Genomic DNA, 10,934 nt, shown 5'->3' with positions numbered 1-10,934 from the left:
CTTCGACGTCGACGGCAACCAACACCTCCAACCATTGCGAAGACGCAAAATCAACAAACGGGTCAACAAGAAAGACGGGTCCGTTCGCCTGTCGGCCGAATACGACGTCACCGGCGACGACGGAACGGTCGACGGGTACGTGAGGATCCGCCTCGACCAAACCACCGAAGACAAACTCACCGGCTACAACCGGCCAGAACACCTCAGAGCGTTCCCCGAAACCGACCAGCTCTTCGGAAACGTACAGCATCAGCTGCGCGCCTCGGCAGAATCGGCCAACCGGGTCATCGACGACCACCACCCCAGAGAACGACTCCACCACTACGGATTCGAAAAGAACAATCTCAGCATGCTCGCCTGGCAGGCCTACCGAAACGCCCAAACCGAACACGTCTTCGCCACGCCCCAAGCCGTCGACCTGATTCGACTCCAACAGACCGCCTGACCGGCCACCCCACACGCCACGACACCCAAAGACCGGGTCCGCCGCTGCCCAAACGGGCGCCATGGGGCATTCAACCCAACATTGTCCTCGTACCAGGTCGCATTACACTCACAGGCGACGCATCAAGAAACACCAATCGGAGTTTCCAACCGCGTTTCCAACCGATCCCGCCCGCGTAGCTCAGGGGATAGAGCGACTGCCTCCTAAGCAGTAGGTCGCAGGTTCGAATCCTGCCGCGGGCGCTTTTTTGCTTGGCCAAAAAAAGCGAATGCACTTTTGGCCAAGCCCAAAGTGCATTCGCCTCGTCCAAAGCCAGCAGCGATCGATTCTTCACGACCTGGTTGGCGTACGAAATCTCGTGGGGTCGAGCGTATGGTTTTGTTGATACGATCTAGGTGGTTATCACGGAGGCACGGTTTGTGAAACAACTCGAACGACTTTCTTTTCTTGACGCTTCCTTTCTGGCGCTCGAATCGCCGGTAACCCACATGCACGTCGGATCAGTGGCCATCTTTGAGAATTCCGGCGAAGAGATGAGCATCGATCGATTTCGGCAGTTCATCTCCTCGCGGCTTCATTTGGTCAACCGATATCGTCAAAAAATTGCGTGGATCCCCCTCGAAAAGTATCCCGTGTGGATCGACGATGAGGACTTCAATCTCGACTTCCACATCCGTCACACGTCGCTCCCGCCTCCGGGAACCGAACAGCAGCTCAGGGACCTGGCCGGGAGACTCATGGCCCAACCACTCGACAGGGCCAAACCGCTCTGGGAGTTCTGGTTGGTCGATGGCCTCCCGGGGAATCGGTTTGCGCTTATCTCGAAGATTCACCATTCGATGATCGATGGCATCTCCAGTGTCGATCTAATGGCCGTCATGTACGGATTCGGGCCTGAATCAGACCCCGGACAGCCTCAGCCATGGCATCCTGCCCCAACCCCGACCGGAGCCGAATTGGCGGCAGGCGACCTTGGCCGGCGGCTCCGCTCCACATTGGACCGGGTCCGAAACCGCCCGGAACGCACTGAAGAGACGGTTACCGACCTGGTTCACAAGGCGTCGGCGGTGGGGGCATCTCTCACTTCAGGCTGGTTGCGCAAAGGCGCCCCGACCCCGCTCAACCAGCCCATCGGACCCAATCGCCGGTTCAGTTGGACCACCATGCCACTCGGCGACGTCAAAGCCGTCAAGAACCACCTGGGCGGTTCGCTCAACGACGTGGTCCTCACCACCGTCGCCGGGGCAGTACGGAGCTTTCTCCAAGACCATCGTGAAACCGACGTAGCCGACATGGAGTACCGAATCATGGCGCCGGTGTCGGTCCGGCCGACCAATCAGCGCGGCAATCTCGGCAACCAGGTTGCCATGTGGCTGGTTGACCTGCCCATTTCGGACCCCGACCCACGAAGCCGGTACGAAAAAGTGGCCGCCGCCACCCAGAAACTCAAATCAACTGATCAGGCGCTTGGCGCATCGACGATCGTCCAGATGTCTTCTGGCACGCCAGGTACTCTCCTGTCGCTCGGAGCTCGTCTCGCCGCTGGTCGGCGACCATTCGCAGCCACTGTCACGAACGTGCCGGGCCCGCAGTTTCCCGTGTTCATGCTCGACAACTAGTTCACCAGTATCCACTCGTCCCGCTGTGGCAGAACCAGGCCTACGGGCTGGCGCTCTTCTCCTACAACGGGGAACTCACCTGGGGAGTCAATGGTGAGTGGGATCTGCTTCCCGACATCGAAGACTTCGTCGGTTGCATCGAGAGCGCCTTCGACGAACTAAGCGCCCTCGGCTCCACTTAGGTCCCGCAGCGCTCTTGCTTTGGTCACACCCCACACAAGGTGGGCAGACCACACGTCCTCGCTTATTTCACGCGACGACGCTGGAGCGAGATCAAAACGATCCCCCGGTAGCGCCCGGACCGCCATGAGGTCGCGGACTGGTTCTGGCGCGCCCGCATCGACCAGTGCCTCCGTCGGAAAGGTCATGGCTGCCTGGAAGATCTCAAGCGGTCCACGCCGCTGTTTGTGGTACGGAGCTGACAGTTCGGCGTCCAACTCGGCCCGCAGCCACGACTCACCAGCCGATATGGCCGGAGAGAGATCCACCCCGTACTTCCCGGTTCCAGCTGCAACAAACGCCCCGTAAGTGGCAACCAACGCGGCCGCGAGAGTCGCAGACGCCTCGTCGATCATCCGCTGAACACTTGCACGACCATCAGGCCGGTTGGACCGTCAATGACCCCGATCCCGACCCGACGGAATTGAGGTCTGAGAATGTTCTCACGGTGCGACGGACTGTCCATGAGACCCTCATGGACCTGCACGGCATCGGCCGCCAGTGCCAGGTTCTCCCCAACGATCACATAGGAGATCCCTGCCGAAGACACGCGATCGCCGATGGTCCCGGTGATCGGCGATACGTGTGAAAAGTAACCCGTCACATACATGTCCTCGCCGTGGGCACGACCAACCGAGGCAAGCGCTTCAGACCACACCAGAGGGGCCAGACCGGCCTCGATGCGCGCACCGTTCAGTAGGTCAAATATGCGTTGCTCGGCCGCATCGTCGACCGACAAGTCTTCGGCGGGGACCGGGTCGAGCGGTATCGATTCACCTTCTTTGAGGATGACCTGTTGATCTCCAAACAAGTCTTCAAGTGCGATGACCTGCGAAAAGAGCCGATCCCCAGCCACGGTGCGAACAACCCTCTGAGTCATCCCTTCGGGATTGGTAATCGCACCGACAATCACCGAGTCCTGAAATGCCGCGTCGAATGTGCCCCGCAACGGGAGTACCGTGGTCAACATGATGATCACGGTGGCGAGCAGCCATCCCCATGATGTAGCGGCCAAGGCACCGAACACCCGGTTTGAAGTCTTGAACCCTGGCCGATAGGCCACCTTTCCGAGGTAATGGGCAGCCACGGCCGCCAACGATCCCACCAGAAGAAACAAGATGATTCCGGCGACATAGCGGGCGACCGTCGGCCCTGTCTGGGACATGGATTCGAGGACCTCGCCGAGGGATCGGCTGTACCGAAACGCTACGAAAGCCCCGATCAGCAGGCCAACGAGATCCATGGCTTCCTTGACAAACCCACGCAGCCAGCCGCGCACGAACAGACCCGTGAAGTAAACGCCCAGGGCGAAGTCGACCATCTAGATGATCTCGATCCGCATACGTTTGTTGGCCTTGCCTTTTGACTCGGTCTTGATCACCTGGATCGAGCCAACCTCCAACGTCGACCGCACATGCGTCCCCCCGTCGGCCTGCCTGTCCAAACCAACGATGTCGACCACCCGGATGGTCTTGAGGGAGTCGGGGAGCAGGTTGACTTTGGTCCGAATCAGGTCGGGATCGGCCAGGGCCACATCTCGCTCAAGAAACCGGATTTCCGTGTCATAACCACGGTGCAACTCTTCGTTGAGTTTGCGGGCGATGTCTTCGGCGAACTCGCGGGACATCGAGGCCAACTCGAAGTCCATCCTGGCAATACCCGGCTTCATGTCACCGCCGGTGACCTTGGCACCAAAGTCCCGGTAGATCACTGCCGTGAGAGCGTGAAGCGCCGTATGGGTGCGCATCAAGAGATACCGGCGATCCCAATCGATCGAGGCGGTAACCCGTTCACCAACCTTCGGCGGCTTTCCTTCGAACTGATGGACGGGGTCGCCTTTCATCCGGAACGTGTCAGTGATGGCGAGTTCACCGAAGTCGCCGGCCAACACCCCTGAATCACCCGGCTGGCCGCCACCTCTCGCGTAGAAAACGGTCGAATCGAGCACGATGCCTTCATCGAGCACTGCCACAACCGTGGCGTCGATCGAGGAAGCGTAGGAGTCGGTTGCGGCAATTTCCTGGGTAACCATGGGCGCCAGCGTAGTGGGCTAACCGAGCCAAACCGCTCATGCGGGCTCGACAGCTACTGTCGGCCGAGGCCCATAGCCTCGGTATTGACAGCCCCTGGCGGACGTTCGGTACACTCCAGCGTCATGCCCGATACCTCCTACCGTCGCGATGGTTTCGCATTGTCCGCCGCGGTCGGTGTGGTCGGCGTGACCTTCGGGGTGTTCGCCTCGACGAGCGGCCTGTCACTGCTGCAAGCCATGGCGCTGTCCGGCCTGACCTTCACGGGCGCATCGCAGTTCGCGTTCGTCACGGTGATTGCGGCGCACGGAACGGCCATCGCAGCCACGCTCGGCGCCCTAACTCTCGCCATGCGCAACTCGCTGTACGGGCCGGCACTCACGGACTACTTACCGGTGCGCGGTTGGCGGCGGTTCGTGACGGCACAGTTCATCATCGATGAGACGACCGCCATGACGTTGGCTCATCCTCAACAGCCGAGGCGCTCATTCTGGTGGACGGCCATCTGGCTTTACAGCCTGTGGAATATCGGCACCCTGTTGGGCCACGTCGGAGCGTCACAACTCGGTGATCCGGCTGCCCTCGGACTCGACGCGGCGTTCCCGGCCGCCTTCCTGGCAATGCTCATCCCATTACTGCGTAGCCGACGCATCATCCTGGTGGCGGTGACCGCCGTGGTCGTCGCCGTTGCGGCCGTACCCTTCGTTCCGGCGGGCATCCCGATTCTGTTGGCCTCCCTGGGGATTTTGGCAGGCCGGGGAATATCCAGATGACCGCCGTCTGGATCGGTATCGGGGTGCTGACAGTGGGCGCCTACCTGCTCAAGCTCGTCGGTTTCACCGTCCTGGACCTTGCACGACTACCGGAGCCTTTGGCAGATCTGGCCCGGTTGCTCCCAATCGCCCTGTTTGCAGCACTGGTGGTCATCACCACCGTCACCGACGGACAGCACATCACGATCGATGCTCGCCTGGCCGGGGTCACCGTCGCCGGAATCGCAGCCTGGCGCAAGGCGCCCTTCCTGATCGTGGTCCTGGCGGCCATGGTTGTGACCGGAGCAATCAGGGCTCTGAGCTAGCTACTCATCGCTGTCGGTGTGATGCATTGCCGGGCGGGTCAGCTCCATTCGACCGATCCGCCGTAGGCGGCCCGCCAGGCTCTCAGGGCTGGGTGGCTCGTATTCAACGGTGAAGGCTGCCGATGCCTGTTCCCAAGATTCACCCAGGATCCGCGTCCGCCAATAGTGCGAGACGATGACTCTGAGAAATGCAGTAATCGGCACCGCAAGAATCAATCCCAGGATTCCGGCCAACGAACTGCCAAGCAACAGAGCCAGGATGATCAGGGATGGGTGCAGCTTGACGGTGGCTCGCAGCACCAGGGGAGAAATCACATGATTGTCGAGTTGTTGCACGCCGAGGAACAGCAGGGCAACAAAGATCGCCAGACGGAAGTCCTCAAGGACGAGGGCAACAACGACGGCCAGTGTCCCCGAGAACCAGGGCCCGATAAACGGAATGAGGTTGAAGAGACCGGCCACAATGCCCAGAATCAACCAGAGGTTCATACCAAGCGCCCACAGTCCGAACGAACTGATGGTGGCGACCAAGAGCGCCACCATCATCTGGCCCCGTACAAACCCACCCAACGCCGTGCCCAGACTCGTTCCGAGCGCTTCGGCCTCGTCGCGCATGCCCTCGGGAATTAGCTCCCGGGTGTGTTCCAGGACTCTCGGAAGATCAACCAGCATGTAGAAGGCGATGACCGGAGTCAGGAATAGCAACGCCACCAACTCCACGACACTTAACGCCAGGGTGAACGCCTGCCCGAGGAATACCTGTAACCCCGCCTGGAATGCGGCGTCGGGGGTCGCCATCTGGGCGACGAGTTCGTCGTAACTCATTAGGGACAGATCAGGAATCCCAATCCGGGCGGCGGTGTCGGCGATTCGCGATATCGAGTCGTCATAGATGATCGGAAGTTCAGAACCGAGAGCATTCGCCTGTTCAGCGACGAGCGGGACGACCACCGCGAAGACGATCATGATCACCGTTACACCGAGCAGATACGCAACGATCGTTCCAAAGCCCCGATGGACCCCGCGATTCCTGAGGCCGGTAACCAACGGGTTCAAGATGTAGATAATGGCGGTTGCCGCCAGAACCGGTCCCCACAGGATCCGAACCTGGGCTAGAAGCCAACCGAGAATCCCAATGACGAGAAATCCGCCCACAAGCGCCCAGGCACTTATGCCAAACCTCCGCAACCGCTCATGTGGATCGATCATTGGTGCAAGTCTATCTAGCGCTCTGTGATCGTGACTATCGCGCCTTCTATGACGATGACGGTGAACGGGTCTGAGGGACCTGGCGTAGACCGCCCGAGCCCGGTCGTCGACCAGCCGTCGGGAACCTCAGCCTTCCCAACCAGGTCAATATGATCACCAACACGCACGACGAGATCGATCGTGCCATCTAATTCTATGACCGAGCCAGGGCGCACAAATCCGACCACCACCTCGCCGTCACCCTTGACTGTTAACCCGCCAGAGCTCACCGCAGCGAGATTGATATCCACCTGATCTGCCCGGGCTTCCACTTCCCAAGTGACGGCCAATGAGAGTTTGACATCCCACCCGGCGCTCTGGAACCAGCCGGAGTTTTCCCGCTGTCCAACGCTGATCGAGGCATCTGGTTCTGTGATGATTTCGAGCGCGCTCGGGACTCCGGTGTTGCCACCCCGGTTAAGCATGAGGATTCGGTACAGCTCTGGCTGGTCGGCCGGCCGGACGACCAACTCGCCTACGAGGTCCAACTCGATTCGACCGTCCGTGACACCGGCGACCTCCGGACCCGGAACATCGGCAGACGTGGAGGGAAGTTCGTCCCACCGGGCCACATGCAGCGCCACCGTCACTCCGAGGTAGGTCAACAGCAGCAGAGGCAACACGGCAGACAGGCGGGGGGCACCTTTTCTGAGCCTGGGAATAAGTGCAGCAAAGATCAGAGCGATGACCACGAACGCCGGCCAAAAGGAGACGACGTCAAGTAGGAGCGTCTTCGAAAGGACGCCCGCACCGATCCCCAGTGCGACGACGACCGTTACGACCGCCACCATGGTCCACGCCCAGATCGGCCAGATGGAGATGACCTTTACTTGTGTGGTTTCGGCTGCGGGCGCCGGATCGGTGACTGCGAACGACTCTGCAACGTCCTCGCTCGAATCACCAGGAGACGGCTGCTGACCATCATCAGCGGGGCCGGCGTCCTCAGTCACATCACCGGCCTCCGGGTCGGTGCCATCGCCCACGATCTCATCGATAACCAGCGGCTCCGGCTGGGCGTGAAGATCGTCGGCTTCTGGTTCCCCACCCTGCCCGCTTCCCGGATCGGCGGAATCGGGCGAATCGCTCACCCCGAGTAACTCGTACCGAGAATCACAAGCAGATCAGCTGACGCGGCAGCTGCCGGATTCGCCCCTACTGTGGCCCCGGGCACCAGTTTGGCGAGCGTGAACGCCTCGGCCTGAAAACCGGGGGCGTAGTAAACAAAACTCTCCTGGAGCGTCGGCCGGTAATTGTCTTGTTCTTCCATCTGGTACCCGAGCGCAGCAAGATCAGCCGTGATTCCCGCCGCCAGGCCCTTGATGGTTGTGGAATTCAGCACTTTGACCGTTACCTCACTGGGGCTGCGTTCAACCGGCGCCGTGGTGGTCGTCGTCGTGGCAACCGTGGTAGCCGTCGTGGGTGTGGTGGTGGCCACCGTCGTAGTCGACGCCGGCGGGGCACCAGCCTGGGTCGAGGTAGTTCGGACCGGTTGCACGCCGGGCTCCGTGATGGTCGAGGTCGTGTCGTTCGCGATGGGAATCCCGGCCGTCGTGGATAACCCGGCGTCGTCGCCCGGGAACCATTCTGGCAAGAGCTTGACAACGGCAAATACCAACGCCAGAACGATGGCGATGCCGAAAACCCACATGATGACATGACGGACGAGCCCGGCCCAAAATTCGCCCGTCCCCGGGGCTTCATGTTTCCCGGACATTTACGCGTCCCCGGACGCCTGCGAACGCCTGAGTTTCTCTCTGCGAGACGTAGCCTGAAGTCTCCGTACCGTCATCGGGTCGTACTCGGAGGCGTGCGGATCGTCAGCCAGCGAACGGAGCATCTGGTAATACTTGGTTGGACTCATGGCAAGCTGCTCCTGAATAGCCTCTGACTTCGGACCAGGGATGAGCCAAGCTGACCGCTCGAAATCGAGCACAGCCTTATCTTGTTCGGACAGCATGATCCCGCAAGGTTATCGCTGCTGCCACCACTCACTGGGGATTTCATTACGACTCGCAATCTGATGACCGCTCCAGACAAACACCGCTGGTGTGGTGATCACGGGAGCTGGCGGCGGGATTCGAACCCACGACCTGCCGCTTACAAGGCGGCTGCTCTGCCAACTGAGCTACGCCAGCAAGGTGGGCAGTGTACCGGATCGAGACTAAGTCTCAGTCCTGGCGGGCCCGGCGGATCTCAAAAGCGGCCAGCGCAGCCGCCACCGAGGCGTTGAGACTCTCCGACTGGTCGCTCATTGGAATCGAAACGACCAGATCACACCTTTCAGTGACGAGTTGGGCGAGCCCGGCCCCCTCTCCCCCGATAACGATCGCGATCGGTTCTGATGCCAACCCCAAGCCAAACAGGGGTTCAGTGCCGTGAGCATCGAGGCCCACCACCCAAACACCTAGCTGACGAAGCCGGGAAAGAGCGCTGGCAACCGACGACACGACGGCAACTGGAAGCTTCTCAAGTGCCCCGACCGAAGCCTTGAAAGCCGTAGATCCCAACGGCGCAGATCGCACCGACGAAACGACCAAACCTGACATACCGGCGGCCAGAGCGGACCGCGCGATAGCGCCGACATTGTGAGGGTCTTCGAGATGATCGAGGACCAGGATGGCGGGCCGGTCGACGTCAGCCAGATATTCCAGCGAGACAGTTCGAACCGGATGGCAGAGAGCAACGACGCCTTGCGGGGCGGTCGTCTCGGCCTGTAACCGAACATCGGCGACATACTCGACTTGAACCGTCGGGCCGGCTGCTTCTAGCAACTCGCCGAGTCGTTTCTTACGAGAGGTCTCTATCAACAGTTTCTTGACCCTCCCGGCGTCAAGCGCCGCTCGGACCGCATGGATTCCCTCGACCTTACTTCCGATGCCAGGCGACGCCATCAGCCCCATCCTCGATGACGATCCCGATCGACGCCAGACCATCACGGATTTTGTCCGACGTTGACCAATCCTTACCAGCCCTCGCTTCGGTCCGGTGGTCGATAACCCTCTCGAGCGTCTCCTCGGCCCCATGACCGGGCTCCAGTCCCAGTTCGGCTGCCAGGCGCTCAAGATCGGGGGCCAAACCGTCCAGCCCATCCGAGCCGGTCGCTTCCGGAATGAGGCCAAGCACCTCAAGTATCCGTTCGACCGCCGCGGCCACTCCGGCGGCGTCGCCTCCCTCGTCCGACAGCCGATTACCTTCGCGCACTGCGTCGAACAACACACCAAGCGCTACCGGGGTGTTGAAGTCGTCATCCATGGCCGTTTCAAACGCTGCGACGATGCCAGCGTCAGGCACCGTCACTTCCAGGTCGGCATGTCGACGGCGAAACGACTGCAAACGTTCAAAGGAGGCGTCCGCGTCAGCGATCAGATCAGGCGAAAACTCGACATTGGATCGGTAGTGCGCCCGCAGGTAGAACAGCCTGATGGCCAGCGGCGGATGGTCGGCCAGCAACGACGCAAGATCGACAAAATGCCCCGTCGACTTCGACATCTTTTCACCCGAGAGGGTGACCATGCCGTTGTGTAACCAAACGTTGACGAACGGCCGACCGGTGACTGCCTCGGACTGGGCGATTTCGTTTTCATGATGGGGAAAGATGAGATCCGTTCCGCCACCATGTATGTCAAGCGTGTCGCCCAGGTATCGGCGGGCCATCGCCGAGCACTCGATGTGCCATCCAGGCCGACCGAGGCCCCACGGCGAAGGCCACTGCGGCTCCCCCGGCTTGGCTGCCTTCCAAAGAGCAAAGTCCAGCGGATCGCGCTTGATGTCACCGGTGGCGATACGAGCTCCGGCGAGCATTTCATCGAGGTTCCGGTTGGAAAGTCGGGCATAGTGAGCGAACGAGCGGACCGCAAAGTAGACATCGCCGCCGGCCGCGTACGCATGATCCTTAACGATCAGATCACCGATCATGTCGATGATCTCTGCGATATGATCGGTTGCCCTCGGTTCGATATCGGGTCGGAGGACTCCCAGCGCGTCTTGCGTCGCTTCGAACCACTCAGCAGCCCGAGCTGCAACGTCTTCTATCGAAACGCCCTGCTCATTGGCTGCGGCGATGATCTTGTCGTCAATGTCGGTGATGTTTCGCACGTACGTGACGGCATACCCGCGATACATCAGGTATCGGCGAATGACGTCGAACGCGACCGCCGACCGACCGTGACCCACATGCGGGTTGGCCTGCACGGTCGGGCCGCAGACATAGATGCCGACCGACCCATCGTGCTCCGGCACGAACGGGATCCGGACGCGGCCAAGCGTGTTGAGAACTTCCATGGCCGTAATCGTAG

Annotated in this window: 14 protein-coding genes and 2 tRNA genes; 6 read left to right on the top strand and 10 right to left on the bottom strand. The window is 60.7% G+C overall.

The genetic code is table 11. From position 1 onward, the window contains the following. Positions 1–34 precede the first annotated feature (34 nt). The 4 genes from JJE47_02175 (at position 35) to JJE47_02160 (ending at position 2,246) form a co-directional block, all read left to right on the top strand. Positions 35–445 carry a hypothetical protein gene (locus JJE47_02175; GenBank protein MBK5266217.1) on the top strand — a complete coding sequence of 137 codons (411 nt, stop codon included), beginning with the start codon at positions 35–37 and terminating at the stop codon, positions 443–445. Positions 446–614: 169 nt separating this feature from the next. Further along, positions 615–687, top strand: a tRNA-Arg gene (locus tag JJE47_02170). Between the two features lie 177 nt (positions 688–864). Beyond that, on the top strand, positions 865–2,064 hold the full coding sequence (locus JJE47_02165) for a wax ester/triacylglycerol synthase family O-acyltransferase (protein ID MBK5266216.1): 1,200 nt from the start codon (positions 865–867) through the stop codon (positions 2,062–2,064). Further along, positions 2,001–2,246, top strand: coding sequence for a DUF1298 domain-containing protein (locus JJE47_02160; protein ID MBK5266215.1), 246 nt, complete (start codon positions 2,001–2,003; stop codon positions 2,244–2,246). The genes JJE47_02165 and JJE47_02160 overlap by 64 nt, the downstream gene beginning before the upstream one ends. Here the strand turns inward: JJE47_02160 and JJE47_02155 are convergent. From JJE47_02155 to JJE47_02145, 3 genes are read right to left on the bottom strand one after another with little or no spacing between them, the layout of a single operon-like run. Then, positions 2,223–2,639, bottom strand: coding sequence for a hypothetical protein (locus tag JJE47_02155; protein MBK5266214.1), 417 nt, complete (start codon positions 2,637–2,639; stop codon positions 2,223–2,225). The two genes, JJE47_02160 and JJE47_02155, sit on opposite strands and share 24 nt — an antisense overlap. After that, a complete protein-coding gene (locus tag JJE47_02150) occupies positions 2,636–3,604 on the bottom strand; it encodes a CvpA family protein (GenBank protein ID MBK5266213.1) in 969 nt (322 codons plus the stop codon). The genes JJE47_02155 and JJE47_02150 overlap by 4 nt, the downstream gene beginning before the upstream one ends. Further along, positions 3,605–4,315 (bottom strand): alanyl-tRNA editing protein, encoded by a 711-nt coding sequence (locus tag JJE47_02145; GenBank protein ID MBK5266212.1) that lies wholly within the window; start codon positions 4,313–4,315, stop codon positions 3,605–3,607. It lies immediately after the preceding gene. 123 nt (positions 4,316–4,438) lie between these two features. Here JJE47_02145 and JJE47_02140 point away from each other — a divergent pair, with 123 nt between their 5' ends. Further along, on the top strand, positions 4,439–5,086 hold the full coding sequence (locus JJE47_02140) for an AzlC family ABC transporter permease (protein MBK5266211.1): 648 nt from the start codon (positions 4,439–4,441) through the stop codon (positions 5,084–5,086). Beyond that, on the top strand, positions 5,083–5,391 hold the full coding sequence (locus JJE47_02135) for an AzlD domain-containing protein (protein MBK5266210.1): 309 nt from the start codon (positions 5,083–5,085) through the stop codon (positions 5,389–5,391). The genes JJE47_02140 and JJE47_02135 overlap by 4 nt, the downstream gene beginning before the upstream one ends. Here JJE47_02135 and JJE47_02130 read toward each other — a convergent pair whose 3' ends face one another. The 7 genes from JJE47_02130 to JJE47_02100 form a co-directional block, all read right to left on the bottom strand. Further along, complete coding sequence (locus tag JJE47_02130; GenBank protein MBK5266209.1) at positions 5,392–6,600, bottom strand: AI-2E family transporter; 1,209 nt, start codon at positions 6,598–6,600, stop codon at positions 5,392–5,394. It abuts the gene before it with no gap. A 14-nt stretch (positions 6,601–6,614) separates the two neighbouring features. After that, the gene (locus JJE47_02125; GenBank protein ID MBK5266208.1) at positions 6,615–7,727 is read right to left on the bottom strand and encodes a hypothetical protein; all 1,113 of its coding nucleotides are present in this window, start codon (positions 7,725–7,727) and stop codon (positions 6,615–6,617) included. Further along, entirely contained in the window at positions 7,724–8,353 is a 630-nt protein-coding gene (locus tag JJE47_02120) for a LytR C-terminal domain-containing protein (GenBank protein ID MBK5266207.1), read from the bottom strand. The genes JJE47_02125 and JJE47_02120 overlap by 4 nt, the downstream gene beginning before the upstream one ends. Then, complete coding sequence (locus tag JJE47_02115) at positions 8,354–8,596, bottom strand: DUF3263 domain-containing protein (GenBank protein MBK5266206.1); 243 nt, start codon at positions 8,594–8,596, stop codon at positions 8,354–8,356. Positions 8,597–8,701: 105 nt separating this feature from the next. Further along, positions 8,702–8,774 (bottom strand) — tRNA-Thr (locus JJE47_02110). Between the two features lie 33 nt (positions 8,775–8,807). Continuing rightward, positions 8,808–9,530: a 23S rRNA (guanosine(2251)-2'-O)-methyltransferase RlmB gene (gene rlmB, locus JJE47_02105; GenBank protein MBK5266205.1), complete on the bottom strand. Its 723-nt coding sequence runs from the start codon at positions 9,528–9,530 to the stop codon at positions 8,808–8,810. Beyond that, a complete protein-coding gene (locus JJE47_02100; protein MBK5266204.1) occupies positions 9,505–10,920 on the bottom strand; it encodes a cysteine--tRNA ligase in 1,416 nt (471 codons plus the stop codon). Before JJE47_02100 ends, rlmB begins: the two co-directional genes overlap by 26 nt. Positions 10,921–10,934: the final 14 nt, after the last annotated feature.

Source organism: Acidimicrobiia bacterium (assembly GCA_016650365.1).
GTDB lineage: Bacteria > Actinomycetota > Acidimicrobiia > Spongiisociales > JAENVV01 > JAENVV01.
The sequence above is the reverse complement of the archived record's forward strand: the minus strand, read 5'-3'. Positions and strand labels throughout refer to the sequence as shown.

What these genes read in the sequence shown, in the direction of transcription:
- JJE47_02150 (MBK5266213.1), bottom strand. Translation starts at nt 3,604, where the DNA reads ATGGTCGACTTCGCCCTGGGCGTTTACTTCACGGGTCTGTTCGTGCGC.
- JJE47_02140 (MBK5266211.1), top strand. Translation starts at nt 4,439, where the DNA reads ATGCCCGATACCTCCTACCGTCGCGATGGTTTCGCATTGTCCGCCGCG.
- JJE47_02115 (MBK5266206.1), bottom strand. Translation starts at nt 8,596, where the DNA reads ATGCTGTCCGAACAAGATAAGGCTGTGCTCGATTTCGAGCGGTCAGCT.
- JJE47_02120 (MBK5266207.1), bottom strand. Translation starts at nt 8,353, where the DNA reads ATGTCCGGGAAACATGAAGCCCCGGGGACGGGCGAATTTTGGGCCGGG.
- JJE47_02135 (MBK5266210.1), top strand. Translation starts at nt 5,083, where the DNA reads ATGACCGCCGTCTGGATCGGTATCGGGGTGCTGACAGTGGGCGCCTAC.
- JJE47_02130 (MBK5266209.1), bottom strand. Translation starts at nt 6,600, where the DNA reads ATGATCGATCCACATGAGCGGTTGCGGAGGTTTGGCATAAGTGCCTGG.
- JJE47_02155 (MBK5266214.1), bottom strand. Translation starts at nt 2,639, where the DNA reads ATGATCGACGAGGCGTCTGCGACTCTCGCGGCCGCGTTGGTTGCCACT.
- rlmB (MBK5266205.1), bottom strand. Translation starts at nt 9,530, where the DNA reads ATGGCGTCGCCTGGCATCGGAAGTAAGGTCGAGGGAATCCATGCGGTC.
- JJE47_02100 (MBK5266204.1), bottom strand. Translation starts at nt 10,920, where the DNA reads ATGGAAGTTCTCAACACGCTTGGCCGCGTCCGGATCCCGTTCGTGCCG.
- JJE47_02145 (MBK5266212.1), bottom strand. Translation starts at nt 4,315, where the DNA reads ATGGTTACCCAGGAAATTGCCGCAACCGACTCCTACGCTTCCTCGATC.